19 protein-coding genes are annotated in these 21,788 nt (G+C 71.2%); 5 read left to right on the top strand and 14 right to left on the bottom strand.

Translation table 11 applies throughout. The annotated features are described in order from the left end of the window. Positions 1–110: 110 nt before the first annotated feature. Together OG588_RS00890 and OG588_RS00885 are read left to right on the top strand one after the other, a co-directional pair. On the top strand, positions 111–803 hold the full coding sequence (locus OG588_RS00890; protein WP_405945577.1) for a DJ-1/PfpI family protein: 693 nt from the start codon (positions 111–113) through the stop codon (positions 801–803). A 53-nt stretch (positions 804–856) separates the two neighbouring features. Next, entirely contained in the window at positions 857–1,069 is a 213-nt protein-coding gene (locus OG588_RS00885; protein WP_405953032.1) for a hypothetical protein, read from the top strand. Here the strand turns inward: OG588_RS00885 and OG588_RS00880 are convergent. After that, complete coding sequence (locus OG588_RS00880) at positions 1,053–1,979, bottom strand: ADP-ribosylglycohydrolase family protein (RefSeq protein WP_405945576.1); 927 nt, start codon at positions 1,977–1,979, stop codon at positions 1,053–1,055. The genes OG588_RS00885 and OG588_RS00880 overlap by 17 nt on opposite strands. Before the next feature lie 56 nt (positions 1,980–2,035). On the opposite strand from OG588_RS00880, the gene OG588_RS00875 reads away from it, so the two are divergent. Further along, the gene (locus OG588_RS00875; RefSeq protein WP_405945575.1) at positions 2,036–2,572 is read left to right on the top strand and encodes an AAA family ATPase; all 537 of its coding nucleotides are present in this window, start codon (positions 2,036–2,038) and stop codon (positions 2,570–2,572) included. Here OG588_RS00875 and OG588_RS00870 read toward each other — a convergent pair. The 10 genes from OG588_RS00870 to OG588_RS00825 form a co-directional block, all read right to left on the bottom strand. Further along, entirely contained in the window at positions 2,565–3,650 is a 1,086-nt protein-coding gene (locus OG588_RS00870; RefSeq protein ID WP_405945574.1) for an MSMEG_0565 family glycosyltransferase, read from the bottom strand. The genes OG588_RS00875 and OG588_RS00870 overlap by 8 nt on opposite strands. Continuing rightward, entirely contained in the window at positions 3,647–4,483 is an 837-nt protein-coding gene (locus OG588_RS00865) for a carbon-nitrogen hydrolase family protein (RefSeq protein ID WP_266879008.1), read from the bottom strand. The genes OG588_RS00870 and OG588_RS00865 overlap by 4 nt, the downstream gene beginning before the upstream one ends. Continuing rightward, positions 4,480–5,334, bottom strand: a complete 855-nt coding sequence (locus OG588_RS00860; RefSeq protein ID WP_405945573.1) for a carbon-nitrogen hydrolase family protein — start codon at positions 5,332–5,334, stop codon at positions 4,480–4,482. The genes OG588_RS00865 and OG588_RS00860 overlap by 4 nt, the downstream gene beginning before the upstream one ends. Beyond that, the gene (locus OG588_RS00855; protein WP_405945572.1) at positions 5,331–6,797 is read right to left on the bottom strand and encodes an MSMEG_0567/sll0787 family protein; all 1,467 of its coding nucleotides are present in this window, start codon (positions 6,795–6,797) and stop codon (positions 5,331–5,333) included. Before OG588_RS00855 ends, OG588_RS00860 begins: the two co-directional genes overlap by 4 nt. After that, positions 6,767–7,858: an MSMEG_0568 family radical SAM protein gene (locus OG588_RS00850; protein ID WP_405945571.1), complete on the bottom strand. Its 1,092-nt coding sequence runs from the start codon at positions 7,856–7,858 to the stop codon at positions 6,767–6,769. The genes OG588_RS00855 and OG588_RS00850 overlap by 31 nt, the downstream gene beginning before the upstream one ends. A 10-nt stretch (positions 7,859–7,868) precedes the next feature. Then, positions 7,869–8,390, bottom strand: coding sequence for an MSMEG_0572/Sll0783 family nitrogen starvation response protein (locus OG588_RS00845; RefSeq protein ID WP_033279770.1), 522 nt, complete (start codon positions 8,388–8,390; stop codon positions 7,869–7,871). A gap of 48 nt (positions 8,391–8,438) precedes the next feature. Further along, a complete protein-coding gene (locus OG588_RS00840) occupies positions 8,439–9,254 on the bottom strand; it encodes an amidohydrolase family protein (protein WP_405945570.1) in 816 nt (271 codons plus the stop codon). A 15-nt stretch (positions 9,255–9,269) separates the two neighbouring features. Next, complete coding sequence (locus tag OG588_RS00835; RefSeq protein WP_405945569.1) at positions 9,270–10,586, bottom strand: MSMEG_0569 family flavin-dependent oxidoreductase; 1,317 nt, start codon at positions 10,584–10,586, stop codon at positions 9,270–9,272. After that, on the bottom strand, positions 10,583–10,888 hold the full coding sequence (locus tag OG588_RS00830; protein ID WP_405945568.1) for an MSMEG_0570 family nitrogen starvation response protein: 306 nt from the start codon (positions 10,886–10,888) through the stop codon (positions 10,583–10,585). Before OG588_RS00830 ends, OG588_RS00835 begins: the two co-directional genes overlap by 4 nt. Positions 10,889–11,033: 145 nt before the next feature. After that, the gene (locus tag OG588_RS00825) at positions 11,034–11,525 is read right to left on the bottom strand and encodes a hypothetical protein (RefSeq protein WP_405945567.1); all 492 of its coding nucleotides are present in this window, start codon (positions 11,523–11,525) and stop codon (positions 11,034–11,036) included. A gap of 248 nt (positions 11,526–11,773) precedes the next feature. Here OG588_RS00825 and OG588_RS00820 point away from each other — a divergent pair, with 248 nt between their 5' ends. Next, positions 11,774–13,876, top strand: coding sequence for an MMPL family transporter (locus tag OG588_RS00820; protein ID WP_405945566.1), 2,103 nt, complete (start codon positions 11,774–11,776; stop codon positions 13,874–13,876). Between the two features lie 41 nt (positions 13,877–13,917). Here OG588_RS00820 and pepN read toward each other — a convergent pair whose 3' ends face one another. Next, a complete protein-coding gene (gene pepN / locus OG588_RS00815; protein WP_405945565.1) occupies positions 13,918–16,353 on the bottom strand; it encodes an aminopeptidase N in 2,436 nt (811 codons plus the stop codon). 278 nt (positions 16,354–16,631) lie between these two features. Continuing rightward, entirely contained in the window at positions 16,632–17,381 is a 750-nt protein-coding gene (locus OG588_RS00810) for an IclR family transcriptional regulator (RefSeq protein WP_405945564.1), read from the bottom strand. 199 nt (positions 17,382–17,580) lie between these two features. Between OG588_RS00810 and OG588_RS00805 the strand changes: the two genes are divergently transcribed. Continuing rightward, entirely contained in the window at positions 17,581–20,451 is a 2,871-nt protein-coding gene (locus OG588_RS00805) for a BTAD domain-containing putative transcriptional regulator (protein WP_405945563.1), read from the top strand. Here OG588_RS00805 and OG588_RS00800 read toward each other — a convergent pair. Beyond that, positions 20,363–21,655 (bottom strand): CynX/NimT family MFS transporter, encoded by a 1,293-nt coding sequence (locus OG588_RS00800; RefSeq protein ID WP_405945562.1) that lies wholly within the window; start codon positions 21,653–21,655, stop codon positions 20,363–20,365. The genes OG588_RS00805 and OG588_RS00800 overlap by 89 nt on opposite strands. Positions 21,656–21,788: the final 133 nt, after the last annotated feature.

Here is a 21,788-nt window from a genome sequence, read left to right as displayed (position 1 = left end):
GATCTCGTCGGCCCCTGTCACCGTGCCCTCTGGTTGCCTCCCGTACCCCCTTCTACCGTCGAAGGCGAGGCCGGTGATCGCCGGTTTCGCCCTCCTGCGGAAGACGCCCCATGCATGTCCAGATCGTTCTCTTCGACGGCTTCGACCCACTCGATGTCGTCGCCCCCTATGAGGTCCTGTACGCCGGCGGCAGCGCCTCGGACGGCGCCGTCACCGTGGAACTGGTCTCGGCCGAAGGCCCACGGGACGTCATCAGCGGCACCGGTGGTCTGATGCTGCGGGCCACCGGCACCCTCGACCCGGCCCGCTCCGGCCTCGTACTCGTGCCGGGGGCCTCCGGTCGGGTCGGGGAGCCGGGCGAGGTGCCCGACATCGACGCCGGCGGTGAACCGGCGTGGCAGCAGGACGAGTTCATCCCCGTCCTGCTCGGACGCACCCTGACCACCGAACTGCCCGGCCTGCTGAAGGCCGCCATGGACAACCCGCGGATCACCATGGCCGCGGTGTGCGGCGGCTCGCTGGTCCTGGCCATGGCCGGACTCATCGAGGGACGCAACGCCACCACCCACCACCTGGGCCTGGACATGCTCGAAGCCACCGGCGTTCACGCCGTCCACGCCCGCGTCGTCGACGACGGCGACCTGGTCACCGGCGCCGGTGTCACCTCCGGCCTCGATCTGGGCCTGTATCTGCTGGAGCGCGAGATCGGTCCGCTGGTCGCCCACGCCGTAGAGGAACTGTTCGCGTACGAACGCCGGGGCACCGTCTGGCGGGCCCAGGGTCCGATGCCTGCCGCCCTGTAATTGCCGCCCACCAGGAGAGGGAACCACTCATGTCCATCGAAGGCGTCTGAGACCTGACCATCGCCACACCCGTCGGCTGCATCAAGCCCGTCGTCGAACTGAGCCGGGAGGGCGACGAGTTCACCGGAGTCGCGCACGGCGTGGGCGAAGAGGTGCCTCTGCGTGACGTCGCCGTCGACGGCGTCGCCCTCACCGGTACCTCGAAAGCCGGTCGCCTCCCGGCCTCCAAGGTCACCGGCCGACGCCGGGTCACCGGGACGGACTGACCTGCTCGGCCCAGCCGCTCCAGTCGGGAATCGCCTCGCGCGCCTCCCACCACGCGGACGGGATACCGCCCGTGCCGGTGCGGGCCGCGACGACGCCGCCCACGATCGCGCAGGTCGTGTCCCGGTCGCCCCACCCGGCGACGGTCTGCCACAACGCCTCGGGGAGATCGTCCAGTTGACCCGCCGCGGACCACAGGGCGAACGGCACGGTGTCCGGAGCGGAGATCTGAATCCCCGAGCCCAGCACGGACGCCGCGTGCCGTACCGAGGTCCGCCCGGAGAAGTTCGCGGCGACCAGCAGACCGGAGCGGACATCGCTCTCCGGCACATGCGAGGCGACCTCCCGCAGGAACTCGGCACGCGGGGCGGCCTGTTGACCCGCACCGGCGGCGGCCAGCGCGGCGGCGACCGCCACGGCCACCGCCCCCGCCACGGCCTCCGGGTGAGCGTGAGTGGCCAGCGCGGACAGCCGGGCCTGCTCGGTGGCGGCCACCAGATCGTCCCGGAACCAGGCACCCAGCGGCGCGACCCGCATCGCGGCACCGTTGCCGTAGGACCCCTGTCCGCCGAACTGCCCGGTGGTGACCGCCTGCCAGTTCTCGCCGGCGCCGATGCGGCGCAGGATGCTGTGCATGGACGGGCCGTACCCCCGACTCGGGTCCCGCTCGTACTCGGCGGCGAACTCCCGTGCCAGCACGTCCGGTTGGACCTCGCCATGGGCCACCAGGTGGGCGAACAGGACGAACGCCATGGCCGAGTCGTCCGTCCACAACCACGGCGTAGGGCGCAGTTCCCGCGCGGCCAGCAACTCCTCGGCGGGCTCGTCGGACCGCGTGAACCAGCCGTCGCCGAAGGCGTCCCCCATCACCAGTCCGTCGAGGGAGGCGTGGGCGTGGTGCGGACTGCTCATGGCGGGGCTCCTGTTAATGATCGGCGGGCACCGCACATCGTAGTTAGGGTGCGTGGATGGAGCGGATCTTGGTGGTCGGGGTGACAGGTGCGGGCAAGTCGACGCTCGCACGGGCCGTGGGCGAGCGACTCGGCGTGCCCTACCACGAGATGGACGCCCTCTACTTCACCGGCCCCGACTGGACCGTCAACGAAGCCCTGACCGACGACGTCCTGCGCATCGCCTCCGAACCTCGCTGGATCATCGACTCGATCGGCTCGCCCGAAGTCCGCGATCTTCTCTGGGAGAAGGCCGACACGGTGCTCTGGCTGGACTACCCGAGACGCGTGATCATGCCGCGCGTCCTGCGCCGCTCCCTGAGGCGCACGGTCACCCGCGAGAGCATCTTCGGCGGCAACAGGGAGACTTGGGCGGGCTGGTTGAGCCGGGAACACCCGGTCTGGTGGGCCTGGTCCCAGCACACGAGCCGACGCCGCGAGATCGATCACCGGACCCGCGATCCCCGCTTCGCTCCGCTTACCACCCACCGGTTCGCCCGCCCCGACGACACGGTGGCCTGGCTGGCGACCTTGGTGCCCCTGCTGCCTACGTAAGACGGCCGAGCGAGCCGTAAAAGTCGAGGTGACTGCGGGCTGCCGCGTCCCAGGTGTGGCGGGCGGCGAGGGCGCGTCCGGCGGTCGCGCGGGCGGCGTTCTCCGCTTCGAGCGCGCGGCCGAGTTCGGTGGCCAAGTCCTGGGGAGTCGCGGCGAATTGAGCGGCGCCGCCGAACACCTCACGCAGCACGGGCAGATCCCGCACGACCAACGGAACGCCCGCCGCCAACGCCTCCATAGCCGCGAGACCGAAGCCCTCCTTGAGAGACGGGAACCCGAACACGTCCGCTGCAGCCACCAGCGACGGCAGCTCGTCCTCTCCGACCTGCCCCAACACCACCGGTTCTACGGCGAGTTCGGCGGCCCGCGCCTCCCAGCTCGCCCGGTAGTCGCGGTAGTCGAAGAGCGTCTCGCCGCCCGCGATCACCAAGCGGACGTCGGGACGGGCGGCGCGCAGGAGGGCATAGGCCTCCAGGAGGTCCAGTGAGCCCTTGCGGGGTTCGATGCCGCCGACGGTGAGGATGTACGGGCCGAGGCGGGAGCGCCAACTCGCCCGCGCGGCAGGGTCGGTGGCCGCGAAACGGTCGTAGGCGACACCATTGGGAATCACCCGCGCGTCGATGCCCCAGCCCTCGGCCAGTTCCCGCGCGACCGCCTCCGACACACAGACGTGCGCGTACGGCTCGACGATCGCGCGTTCGTGGCAGGCGGCCAGTTCGGGGGTGGTGAAGTGGTCGAGGTGGTGGACCGTGCGGACGCAGCGGCCGGCCGCGTTGGCGCTGATGCAGTCCTGGGCGTGGACGACGTCGTAGGGCGTGGGGTCGAAGGCGGTTCGGAGGGTGGCGATGGAGCGCAGGATGCGTTCGCCGACGGTCTCTGTGGGCGGGCCGTCGGGGAACGGGACGATCTGGAGGCGCACCGCCGGGTTCACCGGGCGGAAGAAGCCCGCGTCGCCGCCCCGGCCCAGGGTCCACACCGTGACGTCCTCGCCCAGTGCCGCCAGGGCCTCCGCGAGGGCGAGGGTGTGGACGACCCCGCCGCGCGGCTTGGTGGAGTAGCTGAGCAGGGCGATCTTCACGTACGGGACTCCCGGTAGGCGTCGGGGCGGCGTTCGTCGAGGTGGCGCAGGACGCGGCGGGCCCGGTCGGTCTCGGCGGCGACGTCGATCTCGGCAACGGCGAGACCGGCCTTGGACCAGGTGCGGGCGAGGATGTCGCCGCCCGGGCCGACCACCTTGGCCTGGCCGAGGAAGCGCATTCCGCCCATGGCTCCGGTCTGGTTGGAGGAGGCCAGGACGACCTGGTTCTCGGCGGCGCGGGACTGGTCGTAGAGGTCGAAGAGGCGGGCCTGGCGGTCCTGGGCCATGCGCGGGGCGCGGTTGGTGATGCTGGTGGGCCAGGCGGAGAGGCAGGCGAGGATCTCGGCGCCGTCCAGGGCCAGCGAACGGGCCGACTCGGGGAACGTCTTGTCGTAGTCGATCAGCATGCCGAGGCGGCCGACGGGGGTGTCGAAGGCGTCGAAGCGGTCCCCTGCCGTGTACGCGGCGACCTCGCCGGCCGGGAGGTGGACCTTGCGGTGCCGGCCGAGGACGCCGTCGCCGCTGACGCACACGGCGGCGTTGTAGCGTTCGGTCCCGCCGTCCTCGCAGTAGCCGACACACACCACCATCTCGGCTGCCAGGCGGGCGACTTGGAGGATCAGCGGGTCGTCCGGCTTGAGGGCCGGGGGGAGTGTCTGGGGGTCGGGGTGGCGCAGGTCGGCGAGGTAGCCGCCGAGGGTGGCGTCCGGCAGGACCAGCAGTCCGGCGCCGTTGCCGCGGGCGTCGTCGATGAGTTTGGCGACGCGGGCCAGGTCGAACTCCAGGTCGCGGCCGAAGTGGGCGGCCGCGGCCGCGATCCGGATGGTGCTCATGCGGTGACTGCTCCCGGGGCTGGTCCGTAGGTCTCGGGCCGCCGGTCGCGCAGGTGCCCCATCGACCGGCGGGCGGTCTCCAGGGCCTGTGCGACATCGAGTTCGGCGACGGCGATGCCGGACGTCACGCCCGTGTCGGCGAGGATCTCGCCGCCCGGGTCGACGACCTTGGCACTCCCGACGAAGCGTAGCGACCCGAACGTGCCGGCCTGGTTCGCGGACAGCCACACGATCTGGTTCTCCAGCGCCCGCGCCCGGTCGAACAGGTCGAAACGCCGCTTCCAGCGGTCCTGTTCGAGATCGACGCTCGCCTTCGTGCGAGCACCCGGCCACGCCGACACGCACACCCCGATCTCGGCGCCGTCCAGCGCCAGGGCCCGCGCCGACTCCGGGAACGCCTTGTCGTAGCAGATCATCATCCCGAGCCGACCGACCGGTGTGTCGAAGGCGTGGAAGCGGTCGCCCGAGGCGTAGCTGGCGTCCTCGCTCAGCGGTTGGTGGACCTTTCGGTGATTGCCGAGGACGCCGTCGCCTGTCACGCAGACGACGCTGTTGTACTGGCGCCCGTCCCCTGCGGCTTCGCAATATCCCGCTACGACCGTCAACTCCCCGGCCAGGGAGGCCAGTCGGCGGATCTCCGGGCCGTCGAGGGCGAGCGCGGGTGGCCCCTCGTCGAGCTCGCTGTCGTCGTCGAGGCTGAGCAGATAGCCGCCCAGGCACGCCTCCGGCAGCGCGAGGAGCCGTACGCCCTGTTCGCCGGCCTCCTTGATGAGCCGTTCGGTGATCGCGAAGTCCTCTTCCAGGTCGCGGCCGAACTCGGCGGAAACAGCCGCCATCCGCAGCGTGCTCATGCCGTCCCCATTCCGGTCACCGTGGAGGTGACCGCCTCGGTGATCTCTCCGTCGGGCCAGCGCAGCCCGACCCCTTGCCCGGCGGTCAACTCCCCGCACACAGCGCCTGTTGCGGGCCCGGCGGCCAGCGGGGGTGCGTGCGGTTCTTCGGCGGTGAGCATCGCGAACCCGGGGAAGCAGGTCAGCCAGTCGCCCATCGAGGCGTTCGCGGGACGCGGCACTTCGGCCACCTCGAGCACCGCCCCGCAGCCGCTCGCCTCGGCCAGCATCCCCAGCGTCCCGACGATCCCGGCCATCGACACGTCCTTCGCGGCGGCGGGTCGCGCGGCGGCCACCGCCCTTGTCATGGTGAGGAGTTCGTCCGTACGGCGGCGGGTGGTCGAGTCCCATTGACGGCCCCGGTAGCCCGCGCGCCAGTCGCCGCCGAGGTCGGCCGTGAGTCGTACGGCGTGTCCGGGGCGTCCACCGCCGCCGGGCACAGGTCGGTCGGTGCGGCCGAGCGCGGTCACCGACAGGGCGGCGGGGACGCCGAGTTGGGTGTGTCCGCCGAGCACCGGGACGCCGTAGGCCCGTGCGGCCTTGGTCAGTCCGGCGAGGATCAGCGCGGCGTGCGCGGTATCGCGTGCGCCCACCGCGTCCAGGAGGCCGACCGGTGAAGCGCCCATCGCCGCAAGGTCGTTGACGTTCACCAGCACCGCGCACCAACCCGCCCACTCCGGGTCCCGCTCGACCATCGACGGCACGATCGCGTCGCACGCGGCGATCACATCGGTGCCGGGGACGGGTGCGCCGTCGTCACCGACGAAACCGGGCGGTGCGGGGAGCTCGGCGAGCAGCGGGCCCAACGCGGCTTTCGTGGCAGCGACTTGGGCCGCGATCCGTGTGATGGGCCAGCGCATCAGGACGTGCGGAGTGCCGGCGACTTCCGTGGCTCGTACCGACTGCCAGCCGAGCCGTCTGAAGAGCACCTCGTTGCGGGCCTGCACGGTCGCGTCGAACCGCAGGACACCCTCCGCCTCGGCGCGTGCGCAGGCCGCCCGGACCAGTGCCGCGCCGATTCCGCGCGGGCCGCGTGCCTGCGGGGCGACGACCAGTCGGCCGCCCTGCCACCAGCCGAGGTCCGGACCGTCGTCGACCGGGCCCAGCCGCACACCGCCGATCACCGTGCCGTCCGCGGCCCGGGCGACCAGCACGACGGTACGCGCGTCGGCGTCACGGTCGTCGAGGTCGTCGCCGGTGAAGAGCCCCTGTTCGTGGACGAAGGTCTCCGTGCGCAGCCGTCGGTAGGCGGCCAACTCGGCTTTGTCGGCGGCCTGTTCGATGTGGAACGCGGGACGGCGGTCGAGTGTGCTCCGGTCGCCCAGCAGAGCCAGGATGTCGACCGGTCCGTCCGTCGCGAGGGGGGCCGTGGAGCCGTCGAGGTACACGGTCATCACCCGCCCGCCGACTGCAGGACACTGCACGCGCCGCAGGCCGCGCAGCCCGCCTTCTGGTCGGCGCCGTTCATCCCGGCGGCGCGGAGTTTCGCCGCGACGCGCTCGGTGACGTAGGTCAGGAGTTCGGCGGTCGGTGCCGGGATGCCGTCGCGGGAGGCGAGCGTGCCGGCCATCGGGCGGAACGGGACGACGAACGGATACACGCCCCGGTCGATCAACTCGCCCGCACCCGCGATGAGTTCGTCCGGGTCCTCGCCGAGTCCGACGAGCAGATAGGTGGAGACGCGGTTCGGTCCGAAGACCCGCACGGCCTCGTCCCAGGCGGCCTCGTACTCGGTCATCGGGACGGTCGACTTGCCCGGCATCCAGCGTCGCCGGACCTTCTCGTCGAGGGATTCGACGTGGATGCCGATCGTGGTGGCCCCGGCGTCGTGCAGTGCGCGGATCCAGGTGAGGTCGCCGGGTGGTTCGCACTGCACCTGGATGGGCAGGCCGGGGACCGCTTCGAGGACGGCGCGCACGGAGCGGACGAGATTGCGCGCGCCCCGGTCGGGGCCGGTCGTCGTGCCCGTGGTCATGACCATCTGCTTGACCGCGTCCAACCGGACTGCCGCTTCGGCGACTTCGGCGAGCTGCGCCGGGGTCTTGGCGGCGACCGCGGCGCCCGAGCGCAGGGACTCCTCGATGGTGCAGAAGCGGCAGCGGTCGGACTCGGCGTAGCGGATGCAGGTCTGGACGACGGTGGTGGCGAGGACGTCGGCGCCGTGGAGGCGGGCGATGTGCTCGTAGGGGGTGCCGTCGGCGGTGGTGAGGTCGTAGAACTTGGGGCGGTTCACGGCGGTCAGGGCGAGGCCGGTGTCCTGGTCGCCCAGCCATACGCTGCCGTCGCGTACGCGGTAGGGGCTGGCCGGGTTGGTGGGCAGTGCGGCGTTGGCACCGTCGACGAGGACGTGGCCGTCGCCGCTCGGACCCGCGCCGTCGGGCCGCCGTACGGGGGCGTCCAACGCGACGCCGTGCAGGGCGAGTTCCGCGCGGGTCATGATGCGTACATCCACCGCCGTACTCGTCGATTCGGTGCCAACGCTCACAGCGGCCCCCTTACAGCTGGTAGGTGGAGTTGATGATGGCGCCCTTGCGCGCGTAGTGGATCAGCGCGTCCTGGACGTCCAGCGGGTGGGTCGGGATGACACCCTCGATGAGGTCCTCCTCGCGAGCCCCGTGCAGGGACAGGCCGAAGCGGCAGCAGAAGACCTTGCCGCCCTCGGCGATGAAGGTCTTGAGCTGGTTGTTGATGTTGTGCTCGCCGGGGAAGGCCGAGTTGCCGGTGGTCGGGAAGCCGCGCGTGGCAAGGCAGTTGAGGGAGCCGGGGCCGTAGAAGTAGATGGCCGTCTCGAAGCCCTTGCGCAGGGCGCGGGTCGCCTGGAGGACCGCGACGAACGACACCGAGGACTCGTGGGCGATGCCGTGGACGAGCGTGAAGTACGTCTCGCCGTCCTCGGCCTTGTAGTCGGGGAACACCTTTGTGGCGCCGTAGATGCTGGTGCCGTCGGGGAGGGACGGGTGGGGGATCTCGTTGAGGGACTGCTGCTCGATCTCGCTGAGTTCGACGGTTTCGGACATGGCTGTCTCCTTGTGCGTGCCGGACTTGAGACTTGAGAGGGGAGTCGGTCAGTCGTAGAGCGCGGCGAACGTGTCCCGGAAGACCAGGTCGCCGAGTTCACCGCCACCGGTCGCTTCGGCGAGGCGGGCGTACTCGCCCGTGAAGTCGCCCCACGGTTGGTCGCTGGCGAAGAGCACCCGGTCGTGGCCAGTGCCGCGGCGCTCGATCTCCTGGGCCAGCCAGCGGGGAGTGAAACCGATGGCCCAGGAGAGGTCGGTGTAGACGTGCTTGCCGGCGGTGATCCAGTCGAAGAACCGGGAACCGGCGAGCTTGATGTGACCGCTCATCCCGCCGCCGAAGTGCACGAGATGGACGGGGACTTGGTCGGCGTACCAGTCGACCAGGTGGCCGACCTCGTCGATGTCGGAGGCGGCGCCGGGGGAGGTGTGGACGTGCACCACCAGCCCGTGTCGGGCCGCCTCGGCGAAGATACGGTCCAGGTGGGGGCGGCAGGCCGGATCGGTCGGGCGGCCGCCGAGCAGGAAGCTGAGCTTGAGGGCCTTCACGCCCCGCTCGCCCGCCAACTCCAGTGCCTGGGCAGTGCGTTGCTCGTCCTCGGGACGCGGGGACACCCAGAGCCCCGCTCGGATGCGGTCGTCGGTCTGGGCCGCCTCGATCGCCAACTCGTTGAAGGAGAAGGCGATCGCGGGGTCCGGGACGCCGTAGTTCGGGATGACCAGGGCACGTTCGGTGCCCTCCGCGTCCAGGTCGGCGATGAGTTGCTTGACCGTGGCGCGGGCGGTGGTGTCGGGGTTGACCGGCGGGCCGCCGTAGAAGGGGTAGGCGGGCAGGACACCGATGTGGCGGTGTGCGTCGTAGACCATGGCTAGTCCCGTTCCTCAGCCGATCGGAAGGGCGGAGGCGAGGTCGGTGGGGGCGCCGGTGAGGGTGCCGCAGACGTCGGCCAGGCGGCGTGACGCCTCGATGTGGTTCGCGAGGAACTCCGCGTCCCTGCCCACCGCTTCGAAGCGTCCCGAACCCCATGAGTGCTGCCAGGGCAGACCCAGGAAGTACAGGCCGGGGACGCTGGTCGCGCCACGCCAGTGCATCGGGTAGCCGCGGCCGTCGAAGACCGGTGCTTCTATCCAGCGGTGGTCGCGGCGGAACCCCGTCGACCAGACGACGGACGTGATGTCGGCCTGGTCCAGGTCGAGTTCGCGCGGCTGCTCGTCCGGCTCCCACACGGGTACGTAGCGGGGCTCGTCCGGTGCGGTGATGCCCTGGGCGGTGATGTGGGCGTCGATGGCGTCCTTGATGCCCTCGGCGACGGCGTCCGCGTGGTCGAGGTTCACCTTGAGGTCGTCGGCGAACTCCAGTGCCGTACCGCTGACTTCGGTGAGGCGCCCGTACAGCCGCATACCGTCGCGGGCGAAGACGCGCAGGTCGATGTCGCGGCCTCCGTCGCGTCCGGTGACGTAGTGGTTGACGCGCATCCGGACCGCGCCGGCGTCGTCGAAGTCGTCGATGCTCTTCGCGTAGTGGCCTATCTCGTCGAGCCATGCCACACAGTCCCGGCCGCGATAGAAGCGGGCCACGCGCGGGGCGCTGCCGACGGCCAGGTGGACCTGGCGTCCGGCGAGGTGCAGGTCCTCGGCGATCTGACAGCCGGACTGGCCGGTGCCGACCACCAGGACGGCGCCCGGGGGGAGTTGGGCGGAGTTGCGGTAGCGCGAGGAGTGGACCTGGGTGAGGGAGTCGGGGAGGCGTTGGGCCATCGGGGGGAGGGAGGGGGCGTGGTAGGGGCCGGTCGCTATCACCACCTGGTCGGCGGTGAAGTCGCCCTCGGTGGTGGTGAGTTCGAAGACTCCGTTCGGGGATCGGCGCAGCCTCGTGACCGTCACGCCTTCGACCAGTGGCGGGCGGAAGTGGGCGACGTAGCCCTCCAGGTACCGCACGATGTCGTCGCGGACCATGAAGCCGTCGGGATCGTCACCCTGGTAGGGGTAACCGGGCAGCCTGCACTGCCAGTTGGGGGTCACCAGGCAGAAGGAGTCCCAGCGGCGCTCGCGCCACTCGTGTCCGACCCGGTGGGCCTCGACGATCACGTGGTCAATGCCGCGTTCGCGCAGTTCGTGGCTGACGGAGAGGCCCGCCTGGCCACCGCCCACCACGGCCACCGAGCAGTGCGTGCCGGTCAGTCGTGTCGCGGGGCTCATCGCGGGCTCCCGTCGGCGCCGGTGAGCGATTCAACCGTGACCTTGGCCCCGGCGATGTCGCCGTAAGCCGCGGCCGTCCGTTCTATCCGGGCGAGTTGGTCGGAGGCGCCGGTGCAGAAGAAGCCGAACTTCTCCCGTACTCGCTCACCGGCGATACCGAGAGCCGTACGGCTGCGCTCGACGAATTCGGCGAGCTCGTATGCGGCGCCCGGGGTGAAGTAGTCCTCGACTATCGTGGAGGGTGAATAGCAGCGCTGGGCCAGACCGTCGGGCCAGCGCACATCGAAATACATCTCGGGCATGACATCCTCCATGCCGCGCGCCGAGGTCTTGCCACCTCGCCGCTCTCCATGGCGACCAACTTCAGCCCCGGGGATTTCCGAACGAAGTCATCGGGAACAAAGGGGAGTTGCGAAAACCTCACCGTTGCCACAGAGGCAAAGCGGGTTATTCGGTGAGCCGGGTGTCCGCTTCCATGGACGGCCACCGGGCGAGCGAGATCATCCCCATCACCCGGCGTATCAGGTAGAAGGCCAGCGGCAGTTCGACGAACAGCGCCAACGCCGCCGACCACCAGACCTCCGACGTGCCGAAGGCGAGCGACACATCGAACCACGCGTCGCAGATCAGCAGTACCGACGTCGTGAGCGCCGCCAATATGACGGCACGGTTCCGCCGCCAGCCGAGCAGCGCGGTGGACGCCATCGCGACCACGAGCAGGATGTCGAAACCGACCCATGTCAGGCGCCACTGATGGACCTCGTACCCGGACGGCAGCGTCATCGCCAGCAGGACCGTCCACGGGACGAGTCCCACGGCACAGACGGTGAGCAGCTCCAGGGTGTGCCGCCGGTTGCGCCGTACCCGCTCCAATACGTCGGGCGTCGGAGCAGCCGCCTCCGCCCTGTTGAGGGTGTTGGCGTCTATCGCGTCGCTCACCTCGACTGCTCCGTTCTCAGACGTCCGGTGGTGATCCAGCACTACTCACAAGGCAACGCCCCCTTCGGCGCCGTTTCTTCCCGAGGCGGTGGGTGCGGATTCCATGCTTCCGGATCCCGTCAAAACGGATGGATCGCTCCGATAGCGGAGAAAGTGGGCGGCGGGCTAAACTCGCGCAACCAACGATCCGGGGAAGGTCCGGTATGCGACGGTGGGCCGAATTCGTTCTGCGGCATCGCAAAGGGGTCGTGGCGTTCTGGGGTCTGGTGCTGGTCGCCGGCATCCTGCTGGCCGGTCGCACCACGGACCGGCTGACGATCGACTTCTCCCTGCCGGGACAGCCCGGCACCGTGACCGCGCACCAGATCGAGGACGCCTTCGGCAGCGGCGGCGACACCAACCCCTACCTGGTGGCGGTCACCCTTCCGGCAGGGCAGACGATCACCGGTCACGAGGCGGATGTCGGGCGGGTCTTCACGGCCGTCGGCACGGCGGTACCGGGTGTGCGGCTGATCGATGAGGCGAACACCGGTGACAAGGCCTTCCGCACGAAGGACGACCGCACCGCCTACGCGCTGGTGTTCTACCGGTTCAACCCGTCACCCAGCCAGAAACTGCTGACCGACCCGATCCGGGCGGCGGCGGAGAAGGCCATGCCGGCGGGTGCGGTGATCGGAGTGACGGGCGAGGACGCGCTGGCCTCCGGCGGCGACGACGGGGGCGGGCCCGGTGTGCTCGGCGAGACGCTCCTCGGCGCCGTCGGCGCACTCGCCGTCCTCGCCTTCGTGTTCGCCTCCTTCCTCGCCCTGCTGCCGCTGCTCGTCGCCGCGGTGTCGATCCTCGCGACCTTCGTGATGCTCCTGCCGCTCACCTACCTGACCGACATGTCGTTCATCGTGCAGTTCCTGGTCGCCCTGATCGGCCTGGGCGTGGCGATCGACTACTCGCTGCTGTTCGTCACCCGCTGGCGCGAGGAGCGCGACCGCGGCCGGGAGAACCACGAGGCGGTCGTGGTAGCTATGCAGCACGCCGGGCACGCGATCGTGTTCAGCGGCGTCACGGTGGCCATCGGCCTGCTCTCGCTGGTGGTCCTGCCGGTCCCGTTCCTGCGCAGCATGAGTTACGGCGGCGCGCTCATCCCGCTCGCGAGCGTGCTGACCACCCTCACCCTCACTCCCGCGATCCTCGGCGGCATCGGACCGAAGGTCGACTGGCCGAAGATCCGGCACGAGAACCGGGCGAGCCGGTTCTGGAGCCGCTGGACCGCCGCGGTCGTACGGCGCCGCTGGATCGCGGCCGCCGCCGCACTGGCCGCGCTCGCGGCCCTAGTCGGCGTCTTTTTCGGCATCAAGATCGGCCTCGCCTCCTCGGAATCGCTGGCCAAGAACGGCCCGGCCTACGACACCCTGCAGACCCTGGAGCGCGGCGGCGTCCCGACCGGCGCGCTGACCCCGATGGAGGTCCTGGTCAGCACCGACCAGGCGAAACCCGTCGCCGCCGAGTTGACCAAGGTCGACGGCGTGACCAGCGTGCTCGTGCCGACCGGGCCCGTCGGCAACCAGGGCGGACAGAGCATCGTGGTCGTCATTCCGGACACCGAGACCGTGAACTCGAAGAGCGTCGACGTGGTCAGGCGGGTCAAGACCGCCACCGAGCACCTGCCCGGGGTCGTCGGTGTCGCCGGCGTCGGCGCGGCACAGATCGACTTCCTGCACGCCGTCTACGGCAACTTCCCGCTGATGCTCACGATCATCGCGCTGCTGACGTACATCCTGCTCGTGCGCGCCTTCCGCTCCCTGCTGCTGCCGCTGAAGGCGGTGCTGCTCAACCTGATCTCGCTGGCGGCGACGCTGGGCCTGATGGTGCTGTTCTGGCAGGACGGCCATGGCTCCAACACGCTCTTCGGCATCGCCGCGACCGGCGCCGTCACGTTCTGGATCCCGATCATGATCTTCGCGTTTCTGTTCGGACTGTCCATGGACTACGAGGTGTTCATCCTTTCCCGTATCCGGGAGGAGTACGACGCAGGCCACTCGACCGACGACGCGGTCATCGAGGGCATCGGCCGCACCGGCCGACTCGTCACCAGCGCCGCACTCATCCTCTTCCTCGCCTTCGCCGCACTCGCCTCGGGACCGGGCACCGATCTCAAGACGCTGGCGACCGGCCTCGGCATCGGCATCCTGCTGGACGCGACCATCGTGCGGATGCTGCTCGTTCCCTCCCTCGTCTCCCTGTTCGGAGGCTGGAACTGGCACCTGCCCGGCTGGGCGGCCCGGCCGCTGCGGGTACAGCCGTCCCATCCGCACCCGGAACGGTCCGCGCCCGGGCCGACCCCACCGGCGGACTGACGGGCCGCCCTGCGATTGCCTCGTCCGGAGCTCCGAGCAGGTCAGACCGATCCGCCCCGGGCGCGGAGCATCCGGCTGACCTCGTCCGAGCGCTCCAGGAGGGTCGTACGGACCACCGGGACCGCCTCCTGGGAGGCCTGCCGGGCCCGCTCGATGTACGTGGCGTCGATGGCGTGCAACGGGAAGAGACGCTGCGTGTAGCTCATCGCCAGGATCATTCCGCCCTGGTGCAGCTTCGGGACCGCCTCCAGATAGCGCTCGGCATAGGGCGCCAGCAGCTCGTCCTGGCCGGGGCGCCAGAAGGCCGCCGCCACCAGACCCACCGAGTTGATGGGGATCGTGCGGGTCCCGACCAGCTGCTGCCAGACCTCCGCCTTCCTCGCCGCGTCGGGCAGCGCGGCCCGCACGGTGAGGGCGCGGAGCCAGGCGTCGGGGTCCGGGTCCCGGGTGAGGAGCAGGTCGGACTCCGCTGCGATGTCGCCGCCCAGTTCCGCCTCGCGGATGAGCGCGCGCCAGTGCAGGTCCACGTCGTCACCGGCCTGTTGGCGGAGCCAGCCGAGATCGTCCGCGGTCGTCGCGGTACGCGCCAGGCCGCGCAGCGCGACCTGACGGCGGCCGGGGTCCGCGGCGAGGTTTCGACAGGCCGCCGCGACCTCCGCCGACAACGCGACGCGGTCGGCGGGCGGCGCCCACAGTTCGGCGATGTTCGCGGCGAGGGTCAGATACGGCTCGATCACCGCGTCGGACGTCTCGGCCGTCAGCACCGAGGTGAGGCACCGCCCCGCCTCCGCCGCCGTGGCCTCGCCGGTGGTCAGCATGTCCCACACGGTGGCCGCCGCCACACCCCGGGAGATGGCCGTGGGCAACTGCGCCGCCGTACGGAAGAGGGCGTCCCTGGTCGTGGGATCCGGGCGGGTCGTCGCGAAGGTCAGGTCGTCGTCGTTGATCAGCAGGACGTCGGCGGCGGGCGGGAGACCGGTGATCGCGGTACGCGGCTCCGTCACCTCGACCCGCACCAGCGCCCGGCGCTCCAGTACGTCGCCGTTCCTCGCGTATGCGCCCACCGCCAGTACCTGCGGACGCGGGCTGGCGGCGGCCACCAGCGTGACCGAGTCGCCGTCGCGCTCCAGCGTGAAGCGGTCGGTGCCCGCCGTCTCCAGCCAGGCGGTGCGCCAGGTGTCCAGGTCGCGGCCACTGGCCTCGGACAGGGAGTCGATCAGGTCCTGGAGCGCGGTGTTGCCCCACGCGTGCCGGGCGAAGTAGCCGGCCATGCCGGCCCGGAACTGCTCTTCGCCGACGTATGTCTTGAGCTGCTGGAGGACGGAGGCGCCCTTGGGGTAGGTGATGCTGTCGAAGATCGACGCGGCCTGGGCCACATCATGGATGGGCTGGTGGATCGGGTGTGTGGCGGGGCCCTGATCGGCCAGATACGCGCGGATCTTGCCGATCATCAGATGGCTCGCCCACGCGTCCGTGTGCCGGGTGGCGCGCTCGGCCGCCCAGTGGCAGGCGAACTCCGCGAACGCCTCGTTCAGCCAGAGGTCGTCCCACCAGCGCATGGTGACGATGTTGCCGAACCACATGTGCGCCATCTCATGCAGCAACACCTTTGCCAGCAGGGCGTGTTCGGCCGGGGTCGGCGCGGCCCGCTGAAGGAACGTGTCCGACCAGGTGACACAGCCGTAGTTCTCCATCGCCCCGCCGAACTCGGGCACGAACACCTGGTCGTAGCGGCGCTGCGGGAACGGCATGGCGAAGGCCTCGCCGTAGAAGGCGAGGCCCTGGCGGGTGAGGGTGAAGATCTCGTCGGCGTCGCGTTCGAGGACCTCGGCGAGCGAACGGCGGGCGTACAGGCCCAAGTTGTGGCCGTCGGCCTCGCGGCGCACCTCGTGGAAGGGGCCCGCGTTGACGACCGTGTTGTACGTCGACAGGGGCGGGGTGTCCGGAAAGGTCCAGCGGCGGGCTCCGTCCAGCTCCTCGACGCGTGCGTCGCCGGAGTTGCCGGTGACGGTCCACGTGGCCGGGGCCGTGACAGTGAAGGCGTGCGGGGCCTTGAGGTCGGGCTGGTCGAAGCACGCCCACACGAAGTGGGCCTCGTCCGGTTCGAAGCTCATCCACATGTACACCTCGCCGTCGGCGGGGTCCGTCGCCTTGTGCACGCCCTCGCCGGACGTGGTGTCGGCCTGGACGCTCTCCACGCGCAACACGTTGTGCGCGGCGAGACCGTGGAGCGGGATCCGGCCGTCCTCGCCGGGGGCGAGCTCCACGCCGTTCAGCGTCGCGCTCAGGACCCGTGCCGCACAGTCCACGAAGGTCTCGGCGCCCGGTTCACGACAGGTGAACGCCACGGTGGAGACGGAGCGGACGTCCGGCCCGTCGGGCAGCGCGGTCAGATCGACGTCCACGTCGTACCGCTCGACCGCGATCAGCGCGGCCCGGCGTTCGGCTTCGGTGCGGGTCAGGCTTCGAATCCCCATGCGTCCTCCCTCGGCAGACAGCGGCCGTCAGCGTACGACGGGGATCGGTGGGAACTGCAGGGGTTTTCAGGGGTGTTGACCTCGGCAACGGTCGATCAACCGATGTCTCGTGCGGGACGCGGCTTGGTCACGTGGAACAGCACGCCGGGCGCTCGGCCCCTGACCGAGCGCCCGGCGTGTTCGAAGACGGGGCCGGCGGTGCGGCCCGGTGGCCGTCCCCGCCCGATCGCCGGACCGCGCGTCGCCGTCCCCGTCGTATCAGTGCCCCCGACCGTCCCTCAGCGCCTCCGCAACCCCGCGCTGATCACCCGCCCCGTCCGGCGCGCGGTCTCCGCGAGCCGTTCCAGGTGGTGGGCCGGATCGGTGAGGACGCACAGGGCTGCCACCGGAGTGCCGCGCACGCCGATCAGGGGAACTGCCGCGCAGCACACGCCGGTTACCACTTCCTCCCGGTCGAACGCGGTACCGCGCTCCCGTATCGCCTCGGCGTCCCGCGCCCAGGACGCGGGCAGTGGCCCCAGCAGAGGTGCCGGAGCGGCCGTGGCCACCAGGACCTTGCCCGCCGCGGTGAACCACGGCCAGGTCATCCGGGTCTCCAGCGGGTCCGGTCGGCGGGCGTCCTCGGGACACCACTCGACCATCAGCGTCTCGCCCTTCCACAGGACGGCGATGCCCACCGTGGTACCCGTGAGCTGCGCCAGCCGCCGCATCGGTTCCCGTGCCGCGGCGCGCAGCCGGGGATGGGGCTGCCACGCGCGCCCCAGGCGGAACATCCGCGGGCCCACCCGGTAACTCCCGCCGCACCGCTCGACCGCGCCCAGATCCGCCAGTTGTTCCAGCAGGCGGTACGCGGTCGTCTTGGGCAGTCCGCACTCGGACGCCAGTCTCGTCGGCCCCGCCTCCAAGGCCCGCTCCACCGCCTCCAGCAGGGCGAAGGCCCCTTCCAGCACACTCCTTCCGCCGGCGTTCTCGGTGGCCGCCGGTAAGGTCTCCGGCCGCCGTACCGGCACCCGTGTCTCAGGTGCCATCACTCCCCGTGTGATCACACGTCTCGCCCCCGTTTGCCTGTTGCGCAGCCGCCAGGCGACGGCCCTGCCGTCGTACGTCGAGGGGACGCGGTCGGCGCCCCGCCCGTACCCCAGCAGATTCGCACCGGTGTGTGACGGGAAACCTTGTCGAAGTCTTGTCGCGCCGCACACGCGTCCGTGAAGAAAAGGAGGAGGCTTTGTGCAGGGGGAGGCGCACACCATGGTGGACGTGCAGTTGCTCGGGCCGGTGGAACTGTCGGCGGAGGGGCACGCGGTCGAGGTGGGCCCGCCCCAACGCCGTACCGTGATGGCCGCGTTGGCCGTGGACGTCGGCCGGCCCGTCGCCGTCGACGCGGTCATCGAGCGGGTCTGGGGCCCGCACGCGCCGGACGGCGCGCGCGGTGCGGTGCACGCCCATGTCGCCCGGATACGGCGGATGTGCGAGCAGGCCGCCGAGACCGCGCGGGAACCCTTATTACTGGTCCGCCGTTCCGGCGGATACCTCCTGGAGGCCCGCCCGGACCAGGTGGACGTGTACCGCTTCCGCCAACTGGTCGACCAGGCACGGTCGGCGGCCCCTGACGACCCCGCGCGGGCGGGGCTGCTGCGCGAGGCACTCGACCTGTGGCGCGGGGAGCCGCTGTCCGGTCTGAACGGTGAGTGGGCGGCCCGGATGCGTGAGGCCTGGCGGCGCCAGCACCAGGACGCCGCCGTCGGCTGGGCCCGCGCCGAACTGCGCCACGGCGATCCCGCCCCCGTCATCGGCCCGTTGACCGGCCTGCTCGGCGAGTACCCGCTCGCGGAACCCCTGGCCGAAGCGTTGATGCGGGCCCTGCACGAGACCGGCCGCAGCGCGGAGGCCCTGGACTGCTACGCGGCCGTCCGCAAACGGCTCGCGGAGGAACTGGGCACGGACACCGGACCGGCCCTGCGCCAGCTCCACCAGTCGATCCTGCGCGGCCACCGCCCCGCGTCGCCCCGGCGCCCCGAGCCGTCTGCGGTCATACGACAGACCGAGCCGTCGACGGCGATACGACAGACCGAGCTTCCCGCCCAACTCCCCATGGCGGTACGAGGATTCACCGGCCGGGACGGAGAACTGGCCCGGCTCGCCGCGATCCTCGCCTCGGCCGAGGGAGAGTCCGCCGCCGTGGTCATCTCGGCGGTGTCGGGCATGGCGGGCGTGGGGAAGACCGCGCTCGCCGTGCACTGGGCGCGCCGGGTGGAGAGCGCGTTCCCCGACGGGCAGCTCTATGTGAACCTGCGGGGGTTCGACCCGCAGGGGTCCGTGGTGCCGCCGACCGAGGCGGTACGCGGATTCCTCGACGCGCTCGGGGTCCGGGCGGAGCGGATACCGCCGGGACTTGAGGCCCAAGTCGGCCTGTACCGAAGCCTGTTGACGGGGCGCCGGATGATGGTCGTCCTCGACAACGCCCGCGACGAGGAACAGGTCCGCCCGCTGCTGCCGGGCTCGGTCGGCTGCATGGCGCTGGTGACCAGCCGCAACCGGCTGACCGGGCTGGCCGCGACCGAGGGCGCCCATCTGCTCGCCGTGGACCCGCTGACACCGGCCGGCGCACGGGACGTACTGGCGAAACGGCTCGGTGCGGGCCGGGTCGCGGCCGAACCGGCGGCGGTCGCGGACGTCGTCACCTGGTGCGCGGGACTGCCCCTCGCGCTGGCCGTGGTCTCGGCACGCGCCGCCGCGCAGCCACGCCGCCCGCTGGGCGCCCTCGCGGACGAACTCCGGGAAGCGGGCGGCCGGTTGGACGCGCTGGACGGCGGCGAGGAGTCCAGTCAGGTACGGGCGGTGTTCTCCTGGTCCTACAGTGCGCTCAGCCCCGCCGCCGCCCGACTGTTCCGCCTGCTGGCCCTGCACCCGGGACCCGATCTCGACCGACGTGCGGCCGCCGCACTGTCCGGGGCACCCCCCGAACGCGTCCGCGCGCTGCTGGCCGAACTGACCGGCGGCCACCTGCTGGTCGAGCACGCGCCCGGCCGGTACACCTTCCACGACCTGCTGCGCGTCTACGCCGGGGAACTCGTGACCGCGTACGACGACGAGTGGGAACGGCGGTCCGCGCTGCGCCGGATGATGGACCACTATCTGCACTCCGCGCGGGCGGCCGACGTACTGGTGACCCCGCAGCCCAATCCGGTGGACGTGCCCGCACCCAAATCCGGCGCGAACCCGCTGGAGTTCGAGGACTACGGCCGGGCGCAGGCCTGGCTGCTCGACGAACACCCGGTGCTGCTGGCGATCGTGCGGCAGCCACAGCCCGGCTTCGACGCCCACGTGTGGCGGCTGGTCACCGTACTGACCACCTTCCTGGACCGGCACGGTTACTGGCAGGCGCTGCTGACCGCCGGGCACCGCGCGCTGGCGGCGGCCGAGCGGGAGGGCGACCTGGGCGGACGGGCGGGCGCCCACCGCGGACTGGGCCTGGCCCTGGACCGGTTGAAGTGCCCGGAACCGGCCCGGGAACACTATCTGCGGGCCCTCGAACTCTTCGCCGCGGCCGGCAGCGAGGCGGGCCAGGCCCGCACCCATCAACACCTCTCACGGATGTCGGGGGGACAGGGCGACGCCGAACTCGCCCTGGAACACGCCTACCGGAGCCTGGAGCACTACCGGGCCGCGGGCGACCGGGCGGGACAGGCCGCGGTGCTGAACCACATCGGCTGGCGGCAGGCGCACCTGGGCGACCATCTCCGCGCACTCGGACACTGCGAACAGGCCCTCGAACTGGCGCGGGCGGCCGGGGACGTGGACGGGCAGGCCCACATCTCCGACAGCCTGGGTTACATCCACCATCAACTGGGCCGCTATCAACAGGCAGTTGACCGATACCGGCAAGCGGCCCAGCTGTTCCAGGCCACGGGGGAGCGCCACAGCGAGGCGGCCTGCCTGATCTGCCTCGGGGACAGCCATCACAGCGCCGGCCAGTCCGACGCGGCCCACGAGGTCTGGACCCGCGCACTCACCCTGACCGCCGAACTCGGCCTGCCCGACGACGATCCCCTCCGCACCGGACTCCAACAGAGGGTTGGGGGAGGGAAGGTGCCGTAGCGGTTCCGGATCGGTCACCGAGGCGCAGCCCGAGGACAACACCGACGGCCGCGCAGGCACAGGTGATCCACCAGGTGGAGTACCAGTCGCCGGTGCGGGTCGCCAGCCACGCGGCGAGCGTCGGGCCGATGAAACTGCCGGCGTTGAACAGTTGCTGGATCAGACCCATGGTCGCGGGAGCGGAGCCCCCGGCCGGCGTCAGCTCACCGATCATGCGCAGCAAGGTCGCCGGTATCGCACCTCCGGTCAGCGAGAAGACCGCCACACACGCGAACTGCGCGGCGGTACCTGCCGGGAGGCGGTGCCAGTCGACGGCGAAGGCCAGCACGGACGCGACGGCCATGACGACGAACGCGGGGACGAGGAGGACGCGAGTGGGCAGGCCGCGTCGCATGAGCGCCGCCGTGGCGATCGAGCCCACCGCGTTCGCCGCCCCGACCAGGGCACTCAGCACACCCGGCCAACTGCCCGTCATCCCGCCGTCGCGATAGATGGTGGGCAGAAACCCGACCACGGCCATCCACGGCAGGGTGTAGCAGGCGAAGACGAGCCCGGCCGTCCACGGGCTGGGCGCCCGGACGGTACGGCCGATCCGGGCGAGGGCGTTCGCCGCGCCCCGCGCACCACCCGCGTCGTCACGGGGCACCCGGGCCAGGACCCACGGCAACGGCAGCAGCGCGACCACGGCCATGCCCCACCACCACACCCGCCACGGCATCACCTGGAGGACCAGCGCGCCGACGACGAGTCCGGCGAAGGTGGAGATGCCCTGGTAGGCGCCCCAGAAGCCCATGGCCGTGGTGAAACGACCGGGCGGTGCGGTACGCCGGATCAGCCCCGGCCCGGTCACCGCCACCAGGATGAAACCGGCCCCCTCGACCGCCCGCGAGGCCAGTAGCGGCGCCGCCGACCAGGCGAAGCCCCCGCCCGCCGAACCGACGAACAGCAGAACCAGCCCCGCGCTCAGACAGCGCCGCTCACCGATCAGCTCGACCAGGAGCGAGACGGCAAGTCCCCCGAGCATCCCGGCCAGCTGGACGACCCCCAGCAGAGTCCCGGCCTGGACCAGACTCAGCGACAGATCGTGCCGCAGGAACGGCACCGCGGGCGGCACCTTCCACACCTGTAGCCCGGCGGCGACTCCGGCGGCGACGATGACGACCCAGGAGCGACCGGTACCGGTGGGGTGCGAGCTCAAGGCCATGGCGGGCGGTCCTTCATCAGGGCGGAGGCGTGGAACGGCTCACCACCTTGACCACATCGCAGGGCATCCGCGCAATACAGGCTCTAGTCAGTGCGACAGATGCTCAATGCCAAGGATTCATGATGGCAGAATG

The sequence above is a fragment of the Streptomyces prunicolor genome, assembly GCF_045162825.1.
GTDB classification, from domain to species: domain Bacteria; phylum Actinomycetota; class Actinomycetes; order Streptomycetales; family Streptomycetaceae; genus Streptomyces; species Streptomyces prunicolor.
This window is presented reverse-complemented; position numbering and strand designations above follow the sequence as displayed.

Coding starts and splice junctions, on each gene's coding strand:
- OG588_RS00840 (WP_405945570.1), bottom strand. CDS start 9,254: ATGGTCTACGACGCACACCGCCACATCGGTGTCCTGCCCGCCTACCCC.
- OG588_RS00875 (WP_405945575.1), top strand. CDS start 2,036: ATGGAGCGGATCTTGGTGGTCGGGGTGACAGGTGCGGGCAAGTCGACG.
- pepN (WP_405945565.1), bottom strand. CDS start 16,353: ATGGGGATTCGAAGCCTGACCCGCACCGAAGCCGAACGCCGGGCCGCG.
- OG588_RS00845 (WP_033279770.1), bottom strand. CDS start 8,390: ATGTCCGAAACCGTCGAACTCAGCGAGATCGAGCAGCAGTCCCTCAAC.
- OG588_RS00890 (WP_405945577.1), top strand. CDS start 111: ATGCATGTCCAGATCGTTCTCTTCGACGGCTTCGACCCACTCGATGTC.
- OG588_RS00835 (WP_405945569.1), bottom strand. CDS start 10,586: ATGAGCCCCGCGACACGACTGACCGGCACGCACTGCTCGGTGGCCGTG.
- OG588_RS00800 (WP_405945562.1), bottom strand. CDS start 21,655: ATGGCCTTGAGCTCGCACCCCACCGGTACCGGTCGCTCCTGGGTCGTC.
- OG588_RS00810 (WP_405945564.1), bottom strand. CDS start 17,381: ATGGCACCTGAGACACGGGTGCCGGTACGGCGGCCGGAGACCTTACCG.
- OG588_RS00880 (WP_405945576.1), bottom strand. CDS start 1,979: ATGAGCAGTCCGCACCACGCCCACGCCTCCCTCGACGGACTGGTGATG.
- OG588_RS00830 (WP_405945568.1), bottom strand. CDS start 10,888: ATGCCCGAGATGTATTTCGATGTGCGCTGGCCCGACGGTCTGGCCCAG.
- OG588_RS00860 (WP_405945573.1), bottom strand. CDS start 5,334: ATGAGCACGCTGCGGATGGCGGCTGTTTCCGCCGAGTTCGGCCGCGAC.
- OG588_RS00865 (WP_266879008.1), bottom strand. CDS start 4,483: ATGAGCACCATCCGGATCGCGGCCGCGGCCGCCCACTTCGGCCGCGAC.